We start from the raw sequence: 20,885 nt of genomic DNA, 5'->3' as shown, positions 1-20,885 counted from the left end.
CGGACATGCGTCCGATCCGCATCGGGATTCCCGGCGGGGGGTAACCATCCGGTCACGCGCCGGACTCAGAAAGTGCTCGCACGCCCCTCGTGGCAGCGATGTGTCGTACCCCACACTGAGGTGCGGTGCCCCCGTCCTCGGAGCCCTGGAGGTCGCCCCCGTGCAGACCCAGATCCTGACCGTCAACGTGAGCCCGCCCGTCCATGACACCGAGGCCACTGCGGGCGAAGAGCCCGAGGTCGACTCCGTGGACGAGGAGCCCGAAGAGCCCGAGGTGCTGGAGCTGATCGAGCAGGTGCCCGAACAGCGCCGGCGCGCGGACAGCGGCGGAGCGGGCCCTTCCGCCGACCTGTTCCGGCAGTACCTGCGCGAGATAGGCAGGATCCCGCTGCTCTCCGCAGCCGAGGAGGTCGAGCTCGCGCGCCGCGTCGAAGCCGGACTCTTCGCCGAGGAGAAGCTCGGCAACACCCCCGACCTCGACCTGCGGCTCGCCCTCGACCTCGACAAGCTCGTCGTCATGGGGCGGATGGCCAAGAGGCGCCTCATCGAGTCGAACCTGCGGCTCGTCGTCTCCGTCGCGAAGCGCTACGTGGGCCGCGGGCTCACCATGCTCGACCTCGTGCAGGAGGGGAACCTCGGGCTCATCCGGGCCGTTGAGAAGTTCGACTACGCCCGCGGGTACAAGTTCTCCACCTACGCCACCTGGTGGATCCGGCAGGCCATGTCGCGGGCCCTCGCCGACCAGGCCCGCACCATCCGCGTGCCCGTGCATGTCGTGGAGCTGATCAACCGCGTCGTGCGCGTACAGCGCCGCATGCTCCAGGAACGCGGGTACGAGCCCACCGCCGAAGAGGTCGCCGTCCACCTCGAGCTGACCCCCGAGCGGGTTCTCGAGGTGCTGCGCCTCGCCCAGGAGCCGGTCTCGCTCCACGCACCGGTCGGCGAGGAGGACGATGTCGCCCTCGGCGACCTGATCGAGGACGGGGACGCGGCCTCGCCCATGGAGTCCGCCGCGTTCTTCCTGCTCCGCGAGCACCTGGAAGCCGTGCTGTCGACCCTCGGCGAGCGCGAGCGCAAGGTCGTGCAGCTGCGCTACGGCCTCGCCGACGGCCGGCCCCGCACCCTGGAGGAGATCGGGCGGATCTTCGGCGTGACGCGCGAGCGGATCCGGCAGATCGAGTCCAAGACGCTCAACAAGCTGCGCGACCACGCCTTCGCCGACCAGCTCCGCGGCTACCTGGACTGAGTACGGAGAAGGGGTGCCCTCTGCCGAGAGGGCACCCCCACGCCAAGCCGATGCGCCGACGCTAGTCGACCTCGGCCACCGCCTGCGCGAACTGCGCCGCGTACAGCCGCGCGTACGCGCCGTCCGCCGCCAACAGCTCCTCGTGCGTGCCCTGCTCCACGATCGAGCCGTTCTCCATCACCAGGATCACGTCCGCATCGCGGATCGTGGACAGCCGGTGCGCGATCACGAAGGACGTACGGCCGTGCGCGAGGCGGGCCATCGCCTTCTGGATCAGCACCTCGGTACGGGTGTCCACCGAACTCGTCGCCTCGTCGAGCACCAGGATCACCGGGTCCGACAGGAACGCCCGGGCGATGGTGATCAGCTGCTTCTCGCCCGCGCTGACGCCCGCGCCCTCGTCGTCCAGCACCGTGTCGTAGCCGTCCGGCAGGGTGCGGACGAACCGGTCCGCGTGGGCGGCCCGCGCCGCCTCCTCGATCTCGGCGCGCGTGACCTCGCGCGCCGCACCGTAGGCGATGTTCTCCGCGATCGTGCCGCCGAACAGCCACGTGTCCTGGAGCACCATGCCGATCCCGCTGCGCAGTTCCTCGCGGGTCATCTTCGCGATGTCCACGCCGTCGAGGGCGATCTCCCCGCCCGTGACCTCGTAGAACCGCATCAGCAGATTGACCAGCGTGGTCTTGCCGGCGCCCGTCGGGCCGACGATCGCGACCGTGTGGCCGGGCTCGACGGACAGCGACAGGTTCTCGATCAGCGGCTTGTCCGGCTCGTAGCGGAAGGCCACCTTGTCGAGCGTGACCTGGCCGCGCAGCCGCTCCGGCCGCTCCGGCACCTCGGCGTCCGGCTCCTGCTCCTGCGCGTCCAGCAGCTCGTACACCCGCTCCGCCGAGGCGACGCCGGACTGCACCAGGTTCGCCATCGACGCGACCTGCGTCAGCGGCATCGAGAACTGGCGCGAGTACTGGATGAAGGCCTGCACGTCACCGATCGACAGGCTGCCCGAGGCCACCCGCAGACCGCCGACGACCGCCACCAGCACGTAGTTGATGTTCGAGATGAAGAACATCACCGGCTGCATGATCCCGCTGACCAGCTGCGCCTTGAACGAGGCCCGGTACAGCGCCTCGTTCTGCTCGGCGAAGACGGCCGCGGACTCCTTCTGCCGGCCGAAGACCTTGACCAGCGCGTGACCCGAGTACATCTCCTCGATGTGCGCGTTGAGCGCACCCGTGGACTTCCACTGCGCCACGAACTGGGGCTGCGACTTCTTGCCGATCTTCGCCGCGACGAAGACCGAGACCGGAATGGTCAGCAGGGCGACCAGCGCCAGCAGCGGAGAGATCCAGAGCATCATCGCCAGCACGCCGACGATCGTCAGCAGCGAGTTGAGCAGCTGCCCCATCGTCTGCTGCAGCGTCTGCCCGATGTTGTCGATGTCGTTGGTGGCCCGGCTGAGCACCTCACCGCGCTTCTGCCGGTCGAAGTACGACAGCGGCAGCCGCGACAGCTTCCCCTGCAGTTCCTCGCGCATCCGGTACACGGTGCCGTTCATGATGTGGTTCGACAGCCGCGTCGCCACCAGCATCAGCAGGCCGGCGAGCGTGAAGACCACCAGCGCCCAGATCGCCACGACCCCGACGGCACCGAAGTCGATGCCCTCGCCGGGGGTGAAGTCGGTGCCGGACAGCATGTCCGCCATGCCGCCCTCGCCCTTGGCGCGCAGCCCGTCGAGGGCCTGCTGCTTGGTGATCCCGGCCGGCATCTGCCGGCCGACGATCCCCGCGAACACCAGGTCGGTGGCCTCACCGAGGATCTTCGGGCCGATGACCGAGCAGCCGACGCTGCCGACGACGGCGGCGACCATGCCCCACAGCTTGGCCCGGTCGTGCGCGATCTGGCGCAGCAGCCGTTTGCCCGAGCCCTTGAAATCCAGGGACCGCTCGGCCGGCCCCATCATCATCCGTCCTCCGGGCCCGCTCATGCGGCCTCCGCCTCCGTCAGCTGGGAGAGCACGATCTCCCGGTAGGTCTCGTTGTCGGCCATCAGCTCGTGGTGGCGTCCCTCGCCCACGACCTGGCCCTCGTCCAGCACGATGATCCGGTCGGCGTCACGGATGGTGGAGACCCGCTGCGCGACGATGACCACCGTCGCGTCCTCGGTCTCGCGGGCGAGCGCAGCGCGCAGCGCCGCGTCCGTCGCGTAGTCCAGGGCCGAGAAGGAGTCGTCGAAGAGGTAGATCTCCGGGCTCTGCACCAGCGTGCGGGCGATGGCCAGGCGCTGGCGCTGGCCTCCGGAGACGTTCGTTCCGCCCTGGGTGACGGGCGCGTTCAGACCGCCCTCCAGCGCGGACACGAAGTCCTTGGCCTGCGCCACCTCGAGTGCGTGCCACAGTTCCTCGTCGGTGGCGTCGGGACGCCCGTACCGCAGGTTGGAGGCGACGGTTCCGGAGAAGAGGTACGGCTTCTGCGGGACCATGCCCACCGTCTTGGCCAGCAGCTCCGGCTCGATGCGGCGTACGTCCTCCCCGTCGACCAGCACATGGCCGCCGGTCGCGTCGAACAGCCGGGGCACCAGGCCCAGCAGCGTGGACTTGCCGCTTCCGGTGGAGCCGATCACCGCCGTGGTCTCGCCGGGGCGGGCCACCAGGTCCACCCCGCGCAGCACCGGGGCCTCGGCGCCCGGGTAGCGGAAGTCGGCGCCGCGCAGCTCCAGCCGTCCGCGGGCGAGGAGCTTTCGGACGGGGTCGACGGGCGGGACCACGCTGGACTCGGTGTCCAGGACCTCCTGGACGCGCTCGGCGCAGACCTCGGCGCGCGGCACCATCATGAACATGAAGGTGGCCATCATCACGGACATGACGATCTGCATCAGGTAGGCGAGGAAGGCCGTCAGCTGGCCGATCTCCATGCCGCCGCTGTCGATGCGCATCGCGCCGAACCAGATGACGGCGACGCTGGAGATGTTCACGACGACGATCACGGTCGGGAACATCAGCGCGAGCAGCTTGCCGGCTGCGAGGGAGACCCCGGTCAGGTCCGCGTTGGCCTCCCGGAACCGGTCCTTCTCGTACTCGTCGCGGACGAACGCGCGGATGACGCGGTTGCCGGTGATCTGCTCGCGCAGCACCCGGTTCACGGTGTCCAGGCGGACCTGCATCTTCCGGAACAGCGGCCGCGTCTTGAACACGATCGCGCCGACCGACAGGCCGAGGACGGGGACCACGGCCAGCAGGACGCCCGACAGCTTCACGTCGAGCGAGAGCGCCATGGCGATGCCGCCGATGCACATGATCGGCGCGGAGACCATCAGCGTGAAGGTCATCAGCACCAGCATCTGGATCTGCTGCACGTCGTTGGTCGTACGGGTGATCAGCGAGGGCGCGCCGAACTGGCCGAGCTCCCGCGCGGAGAAGCTCTGCACCCGGTCGAAGACGGAGGCGCGGATGTCGCGGCCGACGGCGGCCGCGGTACGGGCGCCGAAGTAGACGGCGCCGATGTTGCACCCGAGCTGGACGAGGGAGACGCCGAGCATCAGGGCGCCGAAGCGCAGGATGTAGCCGGTGTCACCGCTGACGACACCGTTGTCGATGATGTCCGCGTTCAGCGTGGGGAGGTAGAGGCTCGCGCTGGTCTGCAGGAGTTGCAGCAGGACCAGGAGGGCGATCGGTTTCCGGTACGGACTCAGATGGGTCCGCAGAAGTCGTATGAGCACGCGCAGGCTCCGGTCGGCAGTTCGTGGGGTTCACCCCATCTTCGGCCACCCCGGCTTCGATCCCCACCGCTTTTCGCAAAGGCAGGTCAAAAGGAGTAGACCGGCCGCGGGGCCTACTGCGACGGCAGTAGGTCCTGCGCCCGAGAGGAGGAAGGGCCCTGCCCCTGGACGGAAAAGGGCCGACACCCCCTAGCCCTGGAACGCCCCGGGGTGGATCTGCTCCCGCGTCGCGATGTACTGCTGGCGCACCGCCTGCCAGGCCGGGAACTCCTCGCCCGGCTCGAAGACCTGCGCCGCCGGGCCCGGCCACACCGGCGGGGTGTGCGGGGCCAGCGTGCCCTGCTGCACCCCGAGCGCCCAGGCCGCCTGGCGCGCCGCACCCAGCGCCGCGTAGTCGGCGGGCGCCGGCACGACGATCTGCGTGCCGAACAGCCCCGGCGCCGCGGCCTGTACGGCGGGCAGCTCGGCCGCCGCGCCCAGCAGGAACACCCGGCGGATCTCGACCCCGCGCAGACGCAGCACGTCGAGCGCGTCCACCAGCCCGCACAGCATGCCCTCGAACGCGGCCCGGGCCAGGTGCTCCGGCTTCATCGAGTCGCGCCGCAGCCCGGACAGGGTCCCGGCGGTGTGCGGCAGGTTCGGTGTGCGCTCACCCTCCAGGTACGGGAGGAGCACCAGGCCGTGCGCGCCCGGCGTCGACTTCAGTGCGAGCGCGGACAGCCCCTCGAGATCGGTGCCCAGCAGCTCGGCGGTGCCGCGCAGGGCCCGTACGGCATTGGAGGTGTTCACCACCGGCAGGTGCATGCCGCTGGCGTCGGCCAGCGAGGTGATCAGCCCGCCCGGCTCCGACAGCGCCTCGTGGTGCACGGCCATCACCGAGCCGGAGGCGCCCAGCGAGACCACTGCGTCGCCGGGCCCGAGGCCCAGACCGAGCGCGGCGGCCATGGTCTCCCCGGTGCCGGCGGAGATCAGCAGCCCCTCCGGGGTCATCCCGGCGGCCTCGGCCGGCCCGAGCACCTCGGGCAGCAGCGCCATGTGCCCGAGCGCCAGCTCGACCAGGTCGGGACGGTACGAGCCGGTGGCCGCCGACCAGTACCCGGTGCCCGAGGCGCCGCCCCGGTCGGTGGTCCGCCGGGCGGGCCGGCCCAGCAGCTGCCAGACCAGCCAGTCGTGCGCGGACATCAGCACGGCCACCCGCCGGGCCGCCTCGGGCTCGGCGCGGGCCAGCCAGGCCAGCTTCGCCACGGGCTGCGCGGACTGCGGGACGGACCCGACGGCCTCGGCCCAGGCGTGCCGGCCGCCGAGCGCTTCGATGAGGTCGGCGGCGGCGACCTGGCCGCGCTTGTCGTTGCCGACCAGGGCCGGACGTACCAGGGCGCCCTGCTGGTCCAGGGGCAGCAGTCCGTGCTGCTGCGCGGAGACCCCTATGGCCTGGACCCCTTCGAGGAGCCCGCCGCCGGCGGCCTCGCCGAGGGAGAGCAGCCAGGCCTGCGGGTCGGTCTCGTGGGGGTGGACGCTCTCGGGATCGCCCGCGGGCTGCGGATGGGGGGCGTACCCCTGGCGCAGCACGGCACCCGTGTCGGTGTCACAGACGACGATGCGAGTGAAGGCGGAAGAACTGTCCAGCCCGGCGACTATCCCCATGCGGAGAATTCTGCCGCACGCCGGGCTTGGATCCGCCGCCCGCAGGCGCCGGATCCAGGCCGGCTCCAGGGGAACCTTCCGGCTCAGGTGTTGCTGGTGCCCCAGTCGTCCTCGGAGCCGCCGCCGGCCCGGTCGCGCAGACCCCGTACCCGCCCGGCCACGGAGGCGGGGACCGCGTTGCCGACCTTGTCGCTCACGACGGCGAAGGCCTTCCCGGCGTACTCGCGGCCCGTCTGGCCGGCGGTCTCGGCGGCATTGCGCACCGCCGGGTTCTGCGCGATCCCGCGCGCGGATTTCTTCATCTGCTCGTAGCGCTCGCGCCCCGCGCGCGTTCCGAGCACGTACCCGAGGGCCAGTCCGACCACGAACGTGACCTTGTAGCGCATGCCTGCCACCCTTCGTCGTGTGGTGCCCGGCCTGCTGGCGATACCGATTGGCGGAGCACCCCCCTGCTTGCGCTAATCTATGACTCGCAACGGGCGCTCGCCCCCCGGCAAGGCCGGAGGTGGGCTGTTCGGCGCACCGCAGCAATCCCCTGTAGCTCAATTGGCAGAGCAGCCGGCTGTTAACCGGCAGGTTACTGGTTCGAGTCCAGTCGGGGGAGCGCAGTCCCCTGTAGCTCAATTGGCAGAGCAGCCGGCTGTTAACCGGCAGGTTACTGGTTCGAGTCCAGTCGGGGGAGCGTGAAAGAAGAGGACCTCGTGCGGGTCCTCTTTCTTTTTGCCCTGGTCCTGGAACCGGGCAGCCCTCAGAACGGTCTCCCTCAGCAGGCGAAGCCGATCATGCGAGGCATCCGAGGCAGGAGATCGTATGAGCGGCTATGCTGCGGCAGACGGCGCGCACACATGTACGCGCCACGCCGTGAAGGGGCGGTAGCTCAGCCGGTTAGAGCAGCGGACTCATAATCCGTCGGCCGTGGGTTCGAGTCCCACCCGCCCCACTGCGAGCCGCAGGCGAAGAAACGTTCTCGCCTGCGGCTTTGGCGTATCCGGGGCTGTCCCGGTCGTCCGGGACGGCCGGGGCTAGAAGTTCTCCGTCTCGTCCGCCAAGTGGCGCAGTACGTCGTTCAGGTCCTGGCGGCGGGCGAACGCCGCGCGTTGGCGGTGGGCGCCCGAGCCGTCGCGCAGGAGGCCTCCCAGGGTCTTGGCCGCGTGGTCGAGCTCGCCCGAGGCCGCCAGTTCCGGGGCGACCAGGTCCAGCAGGGCCTCCGCAAGGTCCGCCGCCGGGAGTTCGGCCCCGGTGTACGGGTCGAGGCCGAAGCCCTCCAGTCCGTCGTGGGCCGCCCGCCAGCGCGCGAGGCGCAGTACGTCGTCCCGCAGCGCCGGTTCGGGACGCTGCTCCGCGATGTCCCGCAGGATGGTCGCCACCAGGGCGCGGACCAGCTCGGCCTGGAGGATCGCCGTGTCGATGTCCGGGGACATGTCGGGCGCCCGGATCTCGAGCGTCGGCCAGTGCCCGGACGGGCGGAGGTCCCAATAGACCATCTTCGTGTCCAGGGCCGCCCCGGAGCCGAGCAGGGTCTGCACCGAGCGCCGGAAGTGGGACGTGGACGTGAAGTGCGGGGGCAGGCCCGCCGAGGGCCAGCCCGACCAGGCCATCGCCCGCCAGCTGGCGTGACCGGTGTCACGGCCGCCCCAGAACGGCGAGTTGGCGGCCAGCGCGATCAGCGTGGGCAGCCATGGTCTGACCCGGTTCGAGACCGCCACCGCCGTGTCCACGTCGAGGGTGCCGATGTGGATGTGGCGGCCGCAGCTGACGAGGGTGTCGGTGAGCGCGCCGAAGCGGCGGTGCTGCTCGCGCTGGCGCGGCTCGTCGTCGGTCAGGTGCAGCGGGCCTTCCACGGCCACGACCGGCGAGGGCGCGGCCAGCAGCCGGCAGCCGTGGGCGCGGGCCGCCCGGGCGAGGGTGCGCCGCAGGACGGCGAGCTCCTCGCGCAGCATGGGCGCCGAGTCGGCGACCGGGGTGGAGATCTCCACCTGGTAGCGGGTGCCCTCGGGGTGCACTTCGTGGGGCAGGCCCGCGGCGGTGGCCAGGACGAGCGGGGCGGCCGGGACCACCCGGAAGGTGCGGGCGTCGACGAGGAGGAACTCCTCCTCGACGCCGACGGTCAGCGGGGCGGTGAGAGGGGTCGCGTGGACGCCGTTGTCCGCGCTGCCGGTGCTCGTGGTGCTGTTGCCAGGTTCGATCACTACGCCTCCCTGGACATACGAGTCTTTTCATCATGAGCTGAACACGAGGCGAGGAGCGCACGACGATTCAGTCAAATGTCCTGTGACGGTGGCGAGTTACCGGCAAGGACCGGCCCGGTCTGCGACCGCGGATCCGGGTGGGGCGACTGGTGCGCGTGCGGGCACCGGACCGGGCGCGGGCTCCGGGCCGATTAACGGCTGGGGCCGCCGAACGCCCGCTGGTTATCATCCGCTGTGACCGGTACGAGCACCCCCACGCCCACCCCCACCCGACGCGCGACACGGATATTCGCGGACCTGACCCCACTGCGCACGTCCCCGGACTACCGGCGGCTGTGGGTCGGCAGCACCATCTCCTGGATGGGCCAGGCGATGACCGCCCTCGCGATCTCGCTCCAGGTCTACGACATCACCCGGTCCAGCTTCGCGGTCGGGCTCGTCGGACTCTTCTCCCTCGTCCCGCTCGTCGTCTTCGGGCTCTACGGCGGGGCCATCGCCGACACCGTGGACCGGCGCAAGCTCGGCCTGTACAGCTCCCTCGGCCTGGCGGCCCTGTCGATCGCGCTCGCCGGCGCCGCGCTGCTCGACTACCACCGGGTCTGGCTGCTGTACACGGTCGTCGCGCTCCAGGCGGTCTGCGGCGCCCTCAACGGGCCCGCCCGATCCGCGATGATCCCGCGGCTGCTGCCGCCCGAGCAGTTGCCCGCCGCCAACGCGCTGAACTCGGTGACGATGACCTCCGGGACGATGATCGGCCCGGTGCTCGGCGGGCTCGTCGTCGGCTGGTGGGGCTACCAGGCCGCGTACCTGGTCGACGCCGTCACGTTCTGCGCAGCCCTCTACGCGGTGTGGCGGCTGCCGGCGATGCTGCCCGAGCGGGAGGGCGGCAAGCGGGGGCGGGCCTCGGTACTGGACGGGCTGCGCTTCCTCGGGACGCGGCCGAACATCCGGATGACCTTCTTCTCCGACATGGCCGCCATGGTGCTGGCCCAGCCGAAGGCGCTGTTCCCGGCCATCGCCGTGCTCTGGTACGGGGGCGACGCCAAGACCGTCGGCCTGCTGGTGGCCGCGCCGGCCGTCGGGGCACTGCTGGGCGGGCTGTTCTCCGGCTGGCAGGGCCGCATCCGCCGGCACGGGCTGGCGATCCTGATCTCCGTGGCCGCCTGGGGGCTGGCCATCGCCGTCTTCGGGCTCACCCGGAACCTGTGGCTCGGGCTGTTGTTCCTGGCCCTGGCCGGCTGCGCCGACACCATCTCCATGGTGTTCCGGTCCACGATGATGCAGGCCGCGACCCCGGACGAGATGCGCGGCCGTCTGCAGGGCGTGTTCATCGTGGTCGTCGCGGGCGGGCCCCGGCTCGGGGACTTCCTCGCCGGGACCGTCGCCGACCGGACCTCCCCGACCGTGGCGATCACGGGCGGCGGGCTCGGGTGCGTGCTGGTGCTGCTCCTGCTGGCGCTGCGCTGGCGCGGGTTCGCCCGGTACGACGCGAGGTCGCCGCAGGCCTGAGGCACGTGGGGTGCCGGGACGGCTCAGGCGTCGACCGGCTCCCGGGTGCGCTCGCCGCCCGCATCGCCCGTATTGGCCGTACCGGCCGGCTCGAACAGCAGGATCGAGACCTCTTCGTCCGCCGCCGGGCAGTGCTCGACACCGCGCGGGACGACGTACAGCTCGCCGGGGCCGACGACCACGTCCCCGTCGCGGAGGCGGATCGTGAGGGTCCCGCTGACGACGAGGAACAGCTCGTCGGTGTCCTCGTGGGTGTGCCACACGAACTCGCCCTGGAGCTTGGCGGCCTTGACCTCGTAGTCGTTGATCCGGGCGATGCGGCGCGGGGCCCACTGCTCGTCGAACGCGGACAGCTTCCGCGCGATGTTCACGGGGTGCATCGGGTGCGTGGTCATGAGGAGAGGCTGCCGCAGGGGGCGGGGGCCGTCTTGTACGTTCCTGGCATGGCCGCGATCCGTCCGCGCAGCACCGTCTCCGCCTGGCAGCCGCCGGTTGCCGGCATCGCCGAGGTCTTCCACGCCCGTTTCACCGACCACGCGTACCCGGCCCATGTCCACGACACCTGGGCGCTGATGATCCTGGACGGCGGCCGCGTCGACTTCGCGCTCGAGCGGGAGCGGCACGGCGTCGGGGTCTCGGACGCGGTGGTCCTGCTGCCGCCCGGCGTCGTACACGACGGACGGACCGTCACCGAGGCCGGATTCCGCAAGCGGGTGCTCTACCTCGACACCTCCGTCCTCCCGGAGCACCTGGCCGGCGCCGCCGTCGACACGCCGCTGCTGTTCGACCGCGCGCTGCTGGAGCGCGTCCACGGGCTGCACCTCGCGCTGGGCTCGCGGCAGTCGCCGGCCGAGGTCTTCGAGGCGCAATCGCGGCTGGCGTTCGTCGGGGAGCGGCTGCGGATGCGGCTGGCGGGCCGGGAGGCCGCCCCCGGCGGTGCGCCGGACGCGGGGCTCGCCGTACGGCTGCGCGAACTGCTCGACGCGCGGGTGGTCGAGGGGATCACCCTGGAGGAGGCGTCGGCGGTGCTGGGACACGTACATCCCACGCACCTGATCCGCAGCTTCCGGAAGGCGTACGGGCTGCCGCCGCACGCGTACCTGACCGGGCGGCGGGTGGCCCGGGCGCGCCGGCTGCTGCTGGCCGGGATGCGTCCGGCCGCGGCGGCCACGGCCGCCGGGTTCTACGACCAGGCGCATCTGACACGGCACTTCGGGCGGTACGTGGGGACCAGTCCGGCACGGTTCGCGCGATCCGGGCGGATGTGAACGGGAGCCGGCGGACGTCATGACCGGTGCCCCTGACGACGCGGGGCCGGGGAAGGGCCCCTTCAGGAGGGGTCGGCCACGGGCCCGACCACTCCGCGGGCGACGCCGAGGGCGACCAGGTCCTGGGGGCGGATGCGGAGCTGGTCCGCCGTGGCCGGCGCCTCGGACGGGGGACGCTTGAGGATCGCCGCCGCCAGTTCGGGGGCGATCACCGAGAAGTAGCTGTCCGGGGTGACCCACGTGTTCCCCGGCGCGGCCAGTGCCAGGGCGCCGCCCGAGCCCCCCTCGCCGATCAGGAGGGTGGTCACCGGGACCCCGGCCGCAGCGACCGCCGCGAAGGTGTCCGCGATGGCCGCTCCGGCGCCCGCGCGTTCCGCCGCGGCGTCGTTGGCCGCGCCGGGGGTGTCCACCAGGGTGAGTACGGGGACGCCGAGACGGTCCGCGAGGCGGATCACGCGGGCCGCCGTACGGTAGCCCGCCGGGCGGGTCGCGGTGCCGCACTGGGCGGCGTACGCGACGGCCCGCCCCTCCCGCAGCCCGAATCCGCACAGCATCCCCGGGTCGGTGCCGCCCGCCCGGTCCCCCGAGAGGGGCAGGCGGAGCGCGAAGTACGCGTCCAGGTGGGCCTCGGCGCGCGGCCGGTCCGGGTGGCGGGCCTGCCGTACGGCGTCCCAGCCGGTGGCCGGGGGCGGTACGTCCGACAGCGCCGCCGGCGGCTCGACCGGTTCGGCGGAGCGGGGCGCGGCCAGCACGCGGAGCCAGTCGGCCAGGGTCGCGGGCAGCCCGTCGGCGGGGACCACGGCGTCGACGTGCCCGGCGGCGTACTGGCCCTCGGCGGTGTACGCCGCCGGGTCCGCGTCCGCCGGCCGGACCCGGGAGCCCGCGAAGCCGACCTGCGCACCCGCAAGCGCCAGCACGACGTCCGCCCCGGCGCCGAGCGTGGCCCAGCCGCCGCCGGTGGTGGGATCGCGCAGGACGGCGATCTGCGGGAGTCCGGCGGCGCGGGTCAGGACGGACTGGCGTGCCACGCGCTGGAGTTGGGTCAGCGCCAGCATGCCCTCCTGCATCCGGGAGCCGCCGGTGGCGATCAGGGACACGAGGGGGAGGCGGTGTTCGCGGGCGTACGTGTAGGCGGCTTCGAGCCGGTCTCCGGTGCGTTCGCCGAGGGAACCGCCGAGGAAGCCGAACTCGAAGGAGATCAGGGCGGCTTGGCGGCCCCCGACGAGGGCGGTCCCGGTGACGACGGACTCCTCTTCGCCCGTCCGTGCGGCGGCGCGGGCGCGGGAGTCGTCGTAGCCGGCCCAGGTGAGGGGGCCGTCGGGGGCCGATTCCCGTTGCGGGGCGGGGAGTTCGGCGAAGCTGCCGGGGTCGGTCACGGAGGCGATGGCTGCGCGGGCCGAGAGGCGGGTCGTCGTCACGGAATCACCCTAGGGGGTGACGGTCGGGCGGGCGCGGGTCGCGCGGGGCGGGGGCGGCGGGCAGGGACGGTCATGTCAGGTGGGGGAGGGGGAGGGCGATCTTCAGGGCGTAGGCCACGACGAGGCCGTAGCCGAGGCGGAAGGTCCAGGTGCGCGCGGCGGGGGAGACCTTGCGGCCGGCGAAGGCGCCGAGGGCGACGAGGGTCTGCTGCCAGAGGAGCGAGGCGGCGGCGACGCCAGCGAGGAACACGGCGGCGGTGGTGGGGGTGGTGAGGGTGGCGGCCTGGGCGGTGGTGAGGGCGGCGAAGTAGAGGGCGGTGGTGGGATTGACGGCGGTGAGCCCGACGAACCGCCCGAACGCCGTGACGGCTCCGCCCCCGGCCCGCGGCTCGACCCCGGTCCCAGGCCCCGGCGCCCGGAGCGCCGCCGGGGCCGATGGACCGGGACTGCGCCCCGGGGCCTGTGCGCCGAGCGGCGGCGGGACGGGGGCGTGCCCCGGGTCCTGTGCGCCGAGCGGCGGTGGGGTGGACGCCGCGGAGTTGCGAAGGCCGTGGGCCGCGATCGCGAGGAGGATCGCCGCCGAGGCCAGGCGGATCCAGGCCTCGACCGGGGTGACGTGGGAGGCCACCCAGGGGCCCAGCGCAGTGGCCAGGGCCGCGTAGGCGAGGTCGACCACGGCGATGCCCGCCGCCGCGGCCATCGCCGTGCGGCGGCTCCGCATCGCCTCCTGGAGCAGCAGCACGCTCATCGCACCCATCGGCATCGCCACGCCCAGGCCCGCGACCGCACCCGACAAGGCGGGGGAGAGGATTTCGCTCATGGAACGGGAGGGTGAGGGGTGGGGGCCTCCGCGCAGCGGCGTATATCGGCCCGGACTGCGAGAATCGCGGTATGGACCGCCTCGACAGGGAAATCCTCGGCATCCTGCAGCAGGATGCGCGGATCTCGTACCGCGATCTCGGCGTCCGCGTCGGGCTCAGTGCCAACGCCACCGCCGACCGGGTGCGCCGGATGCGGCGGGACGGGGTGATCCGCGGGTTCACCGTCATCGTGGACCCGGCGGCCGACACCCGGGGCGGGCTCGTGGTCTTCATCGATCTGAGCCTGCGGCAGGACACGTCCAACGACGAGTTCGAGCGGAAGGTCGCCACGCTCCCCGGGATCACCGAAGTGGTGCACGTGACCGGGGAGTACGACTACCTGGTACGCGCCCGGGCCGCCGACCCCGCCGCGCTCGACACGCTGCTGCGCCGGCTCAAGCGGGAGGCCGGGGTGGCCCAGTCCAGCACCCGGATCGCCTTGCGGGCCGCCGGCCGGCCGGCGGGGGTCCAAGGGATCTAGAGCGCCGACTCCCAGCGCAGGGTCGTTCCCCGCGGGCCCGAATCCGTGCGTCCGTCGTCCGTGACCTTCAGGCGGGCCCGGGTCGGGGTGGCTTCCACCTCGACCAGGATCGAGGTGACCTCCGAGCGGCGGTGGGCCGCGGCCAGGGCGCCGCGAAGCGCGGAGAGGAGGTCGCCGGCCACCGGCTCGCGGAGCAGGGCGTCGACCGCGCCCGCGAAGCGGACCGACGGCTGGAAGCCCAGCAGGACCGCCGCCCCGCCCGTTTCGCGCAGGACCCGGCCGCGGAACGTCGTCGGGGCGTCCGTCGGCGGCTGCTGGAGGGCGAAGATCGCGGTGCGGACCTCCTGGATGGTGGAGTCGAGCTCGTCCACCGCCCGGCCGAGTTCGTCGCCCACCGTGTCCCCGGACGGCGCGGCGGCCGACCGCTTCTTCGTGCTCTCCAGCATCATCTCCGTCGCGAACAGCCGCTGGACCACCAGATCGTGCAGGTCCCGCGCGATCCGGTCGCGGTCCTCGTAGACCGCCAGCTGCTCCCGGTCGTGCTGCGCGTCCGCCAGTACGAGGGCCAGCGCGGCCTGGGAGGCGAACTGCGAGGCCAGCAGCCGGTCCACGGCGTCGTACGGGCGCCCGCCCCGGGCGCGCGGCAGGGCGAGGGTGCCGATCAGCTGGCCGCCGCTCTGGAGCGGGAGCATCATGCTCGGGCCGAAGCGCTCGCGGACGTGCGTGGTCATCCGGGGGTCGGTGGCCGAGTCCTCTATGAAGACCGGTTCCCCGCCGAGGAGTTGTTCCAGCACCGGCGAACCGGGGGCGATCGCCGTCCCGAGCAGGTCCCCGGGGTCCCCGTGCGTGGAGGCGGCCACGATCTCCATGCCGCCCTCGGGAGTCGGCTGGAGGACCACTCCGGCCGCCGCGTCCGCGAGCAGCCGGGCCCGCTCGGCCACGCACATCAGCGCGTCCATGGCCGGCCGGCCCGCCAGCAGGGTCGTGGTGACGGCGGCGGCGCCCTCGATCCAGCGCTCCCGGCGGCGCGCGGTCTCGTACAGCCGGGCGTTGCCGATCGCTATCCCCGCCTGCGAGGCCAGGACGCGTACGAGGGCGAGGTCCTCCTCGGTGAACGGCCCGCCGCCCGCCTTCTCGGTGAGGTAGAGGTTGCCGAACACCTCGTTGTGGACCCGGATCGGGACGCCCAGGAAGCTGCGCATGGGGGGATGGCCCGGCGGGAACCCGGCCGAGCGCGGGTCCTTCGACAGGTCCTCCAGCATCAGCGGGCGCGGATCGGTGACCAGTGCGCCGATCAGGCCCGAACGCCCGTCGGGCAGGTGGTGGATCGCGGCGCGCTCCGCCTCGCTCAGTCCGGCCGTGTACAGCTCGGTCAGCCGGAGGCGCTCGGGGTCGACGACCCCGAGCGCTCCGTACCGGGCCGTGCACAGCTCGGTCGCCGAGTCCACGATGTGCTGGAGGGTGGCCTGCCGCTCCAGTTCGGAGCCGACGCTGAGCACTGCCTCCAGGAGTACGGGCAGCCGGGCCCGTTGCCCGGGAGCGACCGGAGCTGCCGCAGCGGCCACAGCGTCCGGGGCGGCCGGGGCGGCAAGAGCGTCCGGACCGGCCGGCTCGGGCGCCGCGTTCGTCATTCGGCCAGCGGGTTGAGGACCATCGGGGCGATCTTCCCTTCGAGCATCATGCCGAGACCGAGCACGGCGCACACGTCCGGCCGTTCCGCGATGGCGACGGGCATGCCGGTGGCGTCGCGCAGCATCTGGTCCAGGCCCGGCAGCAGGGCGCTGCCTCCCACCATCATGATCCCCCGGTCCGTCAGGTCGGCGACCAGGTCCGGCGGGCAGTCCCGCAGCACCTTGCCGATGCCGTCGAGCACGGCGGTCAGCGGGGTGTGGATGGCGTCCCGTACGGCGGCGGTGTCGACGTGGACGGAACGGGCCAGTCCGGTGGCCACGTCGCGGCCGTGGATGAGGGTGGAGGTGGGGCCCCCGCCGGTGATGCCGTTGCCGTGCAGGGCGACCTGGAGCGGGCGGACGGCCTGGCTGGGCAGCATCAGCTCGTGCGCGTGGCGCAGGTGCTGGACGACGGCGTGGTCGATGGCCTCGCCGCCGACCGGGATCCGCTGGGCGGTGACGATCGAGCCGAGGGAGAGGACGGCGATCTGGGTGGCGGCGGCCCCGCACACCATGATCATCGTCGCGGTCGGCTGCTCCACGGGCAGGCCGCAGCCGACGGCCGCCGCGATCAGGGTGTCGACGAGTTCGACGCGCCGGGCCCCGAGCCCGACCATCGTCTCCACGGCGGCCCGCTGGGCGAGCGGGTCGGCGTCGTGCGGGGTGCAGGCGGCGGCCCGCAGCCGGGGCTTGCGGCGCAGGGCGCGCCGCAGCTTCTCGCCGAGCAGGTGGCGCAGCATCCGCTGGGCCATCTCGATGTCGACGACGGTGCCGCCGGAGACGGGTCGTACGACCCGGATGTAGTCGGGCGTGCGGCCCGTCATCCGTTCGGCGAAGGTGCCGACCGCGATGAGGGCACCGGTGCGGGTGTTGACGGCGGCGACGCTGGGCTCGTCGACGACCAGGCCGGCGCCCTTGACGTACACGCGGGTCCTGGCCGCTCCCAGGTCGACGGCGACGTGGCAGCGGCGCAACTGCTCAAGACTGACGGTCACGGCAGATCCTCCCGAGAGCGCTGACGCAAGAAGACCGGCGGCTGCCGGTTGCACTTCATATCTTCTCGGGCGAATGGGGTATATCGCCCGTTGGGCTGCTCCGGCCGGGTGTGACGCACGGGGTGAGGGGTGCTGCACGGGGGTGGATTTCTGTACCGACAGGCACCACGATGCCCGCACCGTCCGCGCTACTCGTGCGTAACAAGGTAAAGGGGACCCCATGCTGACGCCCCGCCAGAGACTGTTGGCGCTCCTGACGCTCTGCCTGGCACTCCTCGCGCCCGTCCCGGCGCAGGCCGCCGCCGGTGTGCAGCCGCACAACCCGGTGGTCTTCGTCCACGGTTACAACGCCGACCCCGGCGTCTGGGGCGGCCTGCGCGAGGACCTGCGCGCCGCCGGGTACGCCGACTCGGAGCTCTTCTCCTGGGGGTACGACACCCACCGGTCCGTCAACGAGGTGCTGGCCGGGCAGCTCGGCGCGTACGTCGACCAGGTCCGCCGGCAGACCGGCGCCGCCCGGGTCGACATCGTGGCGCACTCCTTCGGCTCGCTCGTCGGCCGCTGGTACGTGAAGTTCGGCGGCGGCGCCGCGACCGTGGACCACTGGGTCTCGCTGGCCGGCCCCAACCACGGCACCTCCACCGCGTGGGCCTGCGCCCTGTGGGACCAGGCGTGCCGGGACATGACGCCCGGTTCGTACGTCGTGAAGAACCTGAACGCGGGCGACGAGACCCCGGGCGAGGTGAAGTACGCGACCTTCTGGTCGAACTGCGACGAGGTCATCAACCCGGACGGCAGCGTCCCGCTCGCCGGGGCGGCCAACACGCCGGTCGGCTGCCTCGAGCACAACGACCTGCTGGGGGACGACGCCACCTCGGCGGGCGTCCGGTCCTTCCTCGCCTCGTAGGTCGCGCGGCCCGGACCCCGCCGCTCAGACCTCGACCCCGTCGACCGCGACCCGCTGGAGCAGGCCGTACGTGAACTCCGCCACGCACGGCCGGCCCTGCGCGGTGAACGCGAGCCGCCAGCGGGTCGGCGCGGTGCCCTCCATCGGGCGCACCGGCGCGAACGCCCGGGCCACCTCGTCCACCGTGGCCGACCACGGCCGCAGGTCCTCGGGCGTCTCCAGTACGGGCCCCGGGGCGCCCGGGGCCCGTACCAGCCACTCGTTCCACACCGCCCCGTCCGGCGCGGCCAGCACCTCGAAGCGCAGGTCCGGCCAGAGCGGCAGCGGCCACAGCAGGGCCTCGCACTCCAGGTCGCCGATGGTGCGGGCGGCCGTGGACTCAGGCGGGCCGAGCACCGAGCGGTAGCGGGCCAGCGCCCCGCGGGCGCGGGGGGAGCGGACCATCGCCTGCCAGCGCTTGTTCGCCTCCCGCTGCTCGGCGAGCGAGGCGCCCAGCCGCCGCCGCGCCTCCTCGGCGAGGTCCGGCCGGAAGTCCGCCATCCGGCGCAGCAGCACCAGCTGGAAGGCGGCCGGACCGAAGGGTCCCGGGGGTGCCGACGCAGTCATGGAGGCCACGATTCCACACAGGACCTCCACGAACCCGCGATACGGATGTTGCGCGGAACCACGTAGCGTGCGGACGTCATGGACTACTGCCACGCCTGCCGGAGGCACCTCAACGGCGCTCTGGCGTGCGCCGGGTGCGGAACCCCCGCCGAGTACCTGCCGCCCGCCGCCGCCGGTGGGCCCCCCGTGCCCGCGGCCCCGTACGGCTCCGCACGGCCGGAGGAGCCCGCCGACCCGTTCGCGGACTCGATCGTCGTGCTGTCCGGAGCGCACAGCGGCCGGTCCGGTGCGCGGCGCCGCGCCACGCACCGCCGGCGCCGCCGGACCATGCTGACGGTCGGGCTGGGCCTGGTGCTCGCGGTCGGGGGCACGTTCGCGCTCGCCCGGATCGTCACCGAGGGGCAGAAGACCGACCGGGCCGCCGAGGTGGTGCTCACCGACGGGAACGGCCCGCAGGACCCGGCTCCGCTGCCGAGCGGCAAAGGGACTCCCGGTGCGCCTGCGGCGCTGAAGCCGGTGAAGGCCTCCGGGGCCGCGAAGGCCACCGCGGGCGGAACGCAGTCGGCCGGACCCGGGGCGTCCGCCGAGGGGGCGCCGGAGCCGGGCGCGTCGGCGTCGGCCTCCGCATCGGGCAAGACGGGGCCGACGAAGGGTGCCACCGGGAACGGGCCGTCCGTAAAGCCCGGTCAGTCGAAGAAGCCATCGCCGAGCGCTTCCGGGACGGCGCAGCCGCCGTCCCCGACGCCGAGCCCGAGCCCGTCGCCGACCCAGGGCTGCTTCCTCTGGTTCTTCTGCTGAGCGGCCGGGCCCCTAGCCCAGCATCCGCTTGAGCAGGTCCCGCAGGACCGCCCGCTCCGCCGTGGACAGCCCGGCCAGCGGTTCGCGCGCGAAGTCCAGCGACTCGCGCAGCCGGTCCGCGGTCTGCAGGCCCTCCTCCGTCGGCGCGGCGAGCTTGACCCGGCGGTCGGCCGGGTCCGGCCTGCGCTCGACCAGGCCGCGCGACTCCAGCCGGTCCACGATGCCCGTGATGTTCGAGGGCTCGCACTTCAGCTGCTGTGCGATCCGCCGCATCGGCATCGGCTCCAGGGACAGCAGGTTCAGCACGCGGGCCTGGGCGCCGGTGAGCTGGTGGCTGGCTGCCGCGTGCTCGTACTCCTCGTGGTAGCGGGCCACGACGGTGCCGATGAGCTCGACAACCTCAAGGGTCAGGGGATCTGCGCGACGACTGGGCATGGATCCAGAGTACCCATTTACTTGACAACATGAAATATCCAGGCGCATGGTTGTTTCACTTACTGAAGTATTCGTCGACGCCTCGATGTCGACACCTCGATTCGGGAGCACACCCATGTCTCAGATCCCCGCCGTCAGCCGCGAGTGGCACCTCGTCCGCCGTCCGCAGGGCTGGCCCGTAGCCGAGGACTTCGCCCTGCGTGAGGTCGAGGTCGCGCCCCGGCCCCGGGCCGGATCCTGGTACGCAACCTGCACATGTCCGTGGACCCCTACATGCGCGGCCGGATGAACGACGTGAAGTCGTACGTCCCGCCCTTCCAGCTGGACAAGCCGATGGACGGCGGCGCGGTCGGCGAGATCGTGGCCTCCGCCGCCGAGGGCTTCGAGGTCGGCGACCACGTGCTGCACGGCCTGGGCTGGCGCGAGTACGCCGACCTGGACGCCAAGCACGCCACCAAGGTCGACGCCTCGCTCGCGCCGCTCTCCGCCTACCTCGGCGTGCTCGGCATGCCGGGCCTGACCGCCTACGCCGGCCTCTTCGAGGTGGCCTCCTTCAAGGAGGGCGACTCCGTCTTCGTCTCCGGCGCCGCCGGTGCGGTCGGCAGCCTCGTCGGCCAGTTCGCGAAGATCAAGGGCGCCTCCCGGGTGATCGGCTCGGCCGGCTCGGACGAGAAGGTGACGCTCCTCACGGAGAAGTACGGCTTCGACGCCGCCTTCAACTACAAGAACGGCCCCGTCGGCGAGCAGCTGAAGGAGGCCGCCCCCGAGGGCATCGACGTCTACTTCGACAACGTCGGCGGAGACCACCTCGAGGCCGCGATCTCCTCGATGAAGGTCAACGGCCGGGCCACCCTGTGCGGGGCGATCGCCCAGTACAACGACACCGAGCCCGCCCCCGGCCCGCGCAACCTGGTCCAGGTCATCGGCAAGCGGCTGCGCCTGCAGGGCATCCTCGTCAACGACCACGCCGGACTCCAGCAGCAGTTCGTCCAGGACGTCGCCGGCTGGCTGCGCTCCGGCGAGCTCGTGGCCGACGAGACCGTGGTCGAGGGCGTGGAGAACGCGACCGAGGCCTTCCTCGGCATGCTGCGCGGCGACAACACCGGAAAGATGATCGTTTCCTTCACCGGTTAGGCTCACTGCAC

General features: G+C 72.6%; 18 protein-coding genes, 3 tRNA genes and 1 pseudogene. 10 read left to right on the top strand and 12 right to left on the bottom strand.

Features of this window, described 5'->3' with window-relative positions; translation table 11 throughout:
- The first annotated feature begins 160 nt into the window (after positions 1–160).
- Positions 161–1,246 carry an RNA polymerase sigma factor gene (locus tag ACFYXK_RS03205; RefSeq protein ID WP_383515820.1) on the top strand — a complete coding sequence of 362 codons (1,086 nt, stop codon included), beginning with the start codon at positions 161–163 and terminating at the stop codon, positions 1,244–1,246.
- Between the two features lie 61 nt (positions 1,247–1,307).
- Here the strand turns inward: ACFYXK_RS03205 and ACFYXK_RS03200 are convergent, their stop codons facing one another.
- The 4 genes from ACFYXK_RS03200 to ACFYXK_RS03185 all read right to left on the bottom strand — a co-directional run bounded on the left by ACFYXK_RS03200 (position 1,308) and on the right by ACFYXK_RS03185 (position 6,990).
- Positions 1,308–3,230 (bottom strand): ABC transporter ATP-binding protein, encoded by a 1,923-nt coding sequence (locus ACFYXK_RS03200; protein WP_389409572.1) that lies wholly within the window; start codon positions 3,228–3,230, stop codon positions 1,308–1,310.
- Complete coding sequence (locus ACFYXK_RS03195; protein WP_389409571.1) at positions 3,227–4,960, bottom strand: ABC transporter ATP-binding protein; 1,734 nt, start codon at positions 4,958–4,960, stop codon at positions 3,227–3,229. The genes ACFYXK_RS03200 and ACFYXK_RS03195 overlap by 4 nt, the downstream gene beginning before the upstream one ends.
- 189 nt (positions 4,961–5,149) lie before the next feature.
- Entirely contained in the window at positions 5,150–6,604 is a 1,455-nt protein-coding gene (locus tag ACFYXK_RS03190) for an FGGY family carbohydrate kinase (RefSeq protein WP_389409570.1), read from the bottom strand.
- Positions 6,605–6,687: 83 nt separating this feature from the next.
- Positions 6,688–6,990 carry a YtxH domain-containing protein gene (locus ACFYXK_RS03185; protein WP_389409569.1) on the bottom strand — a complete coding sequence of 101 codons (303 nt, stop codon included), beginning with the start codon at positions 6,988–6,990 and terminating at the stop codon, positions 6,688–6,690.
- Positions 6,991–7,135: 145 nt separating this feature from the next.
- Between ACFYXK_RS03185 and ACFYXK_RS03180 the strand changes: the two genes are divergently transcribed.
- From ACFYXK_RS03180 to ACFYXK_RS03170, 3 genes are all read left to right on the top strand, one after another.
- A tRNA-Asn gene (locus ACFYXK_RS03180) sits at positions 7,136–7,208 on the top strand.
- Between the two features lie 5 nt (positions 7,209–7,213).
- A tRNA-Asn gene (locus ACFYXK_RS03175) sits at positions 7,214–7,286 on the top strand.
- A gap of 184 nt (positions 7,287–7,470) precedes the next feature.
- A tRNA-Ile gene (locus ACFYXK_RS03170) sits at positions 7,471–7,544 on the top strand.
- An 82-nt stretch (positions 7,545–7,626) separates the two neighbouring features.
- On the opposite strand, the gene ACFYXK_RS03165 is transcribed toward ACFYXK_RS03170, so the two are convergent.
- Positions 7,627–8,793, bottom strand: a complete 1,167-nt coding sequence (locus ACFYXK_RS03165) for a glutamate--cysteine ligase (protein ID WP_383515825.1) — start codon at positions 8,791–8,793, stop codon at positions 7,627–7,629.
- 234 nt (positions 8,794–9,027) lie between these two features.
- Here ACFYXK_RS03165 and ACFYXK_RS03160 point away from each other — a divergent pair, with 234 nt between their 5' ends.
- Complete coding sequence (locus ACFYXK_RS03160; RefSeq protein ID WP_389409568.1) at positions 9,028–10,302, top strand: MFS transporter; 1,275 nt, start codon at positions 9,028–9,030, stop codon at positions 10,300–10,302.
- 23 nt (positions 10,303–10,325) lie between these two features.
- Here the strand turns inward: ACFYXK_RS03160 and ACFYXK_RS03155 are convergent, their stop codons facing one another.
- A complete protein-coding gene (locus ACFYXK_RS03155; protein ID WP_389409567.1) occupies positions 10,326–10,697 on the bottom strand; it encodes a cupin domain-containing protein in 372 nt (123 codons plus the stop codon).
- Positions 10,698–10,745: 48 nt separating this feature from the next.
- Between ACFYXK_RS03155 and ACFYXK_RS03150 the strand changes: the two genes are divergently transcribed.
- A complete protein-coding gene (locus tag ACFYXK_RS03150; protein WP_389409566.1) occupies positions 10,746–11,570 on the top strand; it encodes an AraC family transcriptional regulator in 825 nt (274 codons plus the stop codon).
- Between the two features lie 62 nt (positions 11,571–11,632).
- On the opposite strand, the gene ACFYXK_RS03145 is transcribed toward ACFYXK_RS03150, so the two are convergent.
- Positions 11,633–12,988 (bottom strand): carboxyl transferase domain-containing protein, encoded by a 1,356-nt coding sequence (locus tag ACFYXK_RS03145; protein ID WP_389409565.1) that lies wholly within the window; start codon positions 12,986–12,988, stop codon positions 11,633–11,635.
- A gap of 70 nt (positions 12,989–13,058) precedes the next feature.
- Entirely contained in the window at positions 13,059–13,808 is a 750-nt protein-coding gene (locus ACFYXK_RS03140) for a LysE family transporter (protein WP_389409564.1), read from the bottom strand.
- Between the two features lie 71 nt (positions 13,809–13,879).
- Here ACFYXK_RS03140 and ACFYXK_RS03135 point away from each other — a divergent pair, with 71 nt between their 5' ends.
- Complete coding sequence (locus tag ACFYXK_RS03135; protein ID WP_389409563.1) at positions 13,880–14,329, top strand: Lrp/AsnC family transcriptional regulator; 450 nt, start codon at positions 13,880–13,882, stop codon at positions 14,327–14,329.
- Here the strand turns inward: ACFYXK_RS03135 and ACFYXK_RS03130 are convergent.
- Both ACFYXK_RS03130 and ACFYXK_RS03125 read right to left on the bottom strand, forming a co-directional pair.
- The gene (locus tag ACFYXK_RS03130; RefSeq protein WP_389409562.1) at positions 14,326–15,960 is read right to left on the bottom strand and encodes a GAF domain-containing protein; all 1,635 of its coding nucleotides are present in this window, start codon (positions 15,958–15,960) and stop codon (positions 14,326–14,328) included. The two genes, ACFYXK_RS03135 and ACFYXK_RS03130, sit on opposite strands and share 4 nt — an antisense overlap.
- Positions 15,957–16,994, bottom strand: a complete 1,038-nt coding sequence (locus ACFYXK_RS03125; protein WP_383515838.1) for a rod shape-determining protein — start codon at positions 16,992–16,994, stop codon at positions 15,957–15,959. The genes ACFYXK_RS03130 and ACFYXK_RS03125 overlap by 4 nt, the downstream gene beginning before the upstream one ends.
- A 220-nt stretch (positions 16,995–17,214) precedes the next feature.
- Between ACFYXK_RS03125 and ACFYXK_RS03120 the strand changes: the two genes are divergently transcribed.
- The gene (locus ACFYXK_RS03120) at positions 17,215–17,901 is read left to right on the top strand and encodes an esterase/lipase family protein (RefSeq protein ID WP_389409561.1); all 687 of its coding nucleotides are present in this window, start codon (positions 17,215–17,217) and stop codon (positions 17,899–17,901) included.
- 24 nt (positions 17,902–17,925) lie between these two features.
- Here ACFYXK_RS03120 and ACFYXK_RS03115 read toward each other — a convergent pair whose 3' ends face one another.
- A complete protein-coding gene (locus ACFYXK_RS03115) occupies positions 17,926–18,507 on the bottom strand; it encodes a hypothetical protein (RefSeq protein ID WP_389409560.1) in 582 nt (193 codons plus the stop codon).
- Positions 18,508–18,585: 78 nt separating this feature from the next.
- On the opposite strand from ACFYXK_RS03115, the gene ACFYXK_RS03110 reads away from it, so the two are divergent.
- Positions 18,586–19,305: a hypothetical protein gene (locus tag ACFYXK_RS03110; protein WP_389409559.1), complete on the top strand. Its 720-nt coding sequence runs from the start codon at positions 18,586–18,588 to the stop codon at positions 19,303–19,305.
- A gap of 12 nt (positions 19,306–19,317) precedes the next feature.
- Here ACFYXK_RS03110 and ACFYXK_RS03105 read toward each other — a convergent pair whose 3' ends face one another.
- On the bottom strand, positions 19,318–19,740 hold the full coding sequence (locus ACFYXK_RS03105; RefSeq protein WP_053785306.1) for a MarR family winged helix-turn-helix transcriptional regulator: 423 nt from the start codon (positions 19,738–19,740) through the stop codon (positions 19,318–19,320).
- A 115-nt stretch (positions 19,741–19,855) separates the two neighbouring features.
- On the opposite strand from ACFYXK_RS03105, the pseudogene ACFYXK_RS03100 reads away from it, so the two are divergent.
- Positions 19,856–20,874: pseudogene (locus tag ACFYXK_RS03100) on the top strand (NADP-dependent oxidoreductase).
- Positions 20,875–20,885: the final 11 nt, after the last annotated feature.

This window comes from Streptomyces sp. NPDC002209, assembly GCF_042890265.1.
Classification (GTDB): domain Bacteria; phylum Actinomycetota; class Actinomycetes; order Streptomycetales; family Streptomycetaceae; genus Streptomyces.
The sequence above is the reverse complement of the archived record's forward strand: the minus strand, read 5'-3'. Positions and strand labels throughout refer to the sequence as shown.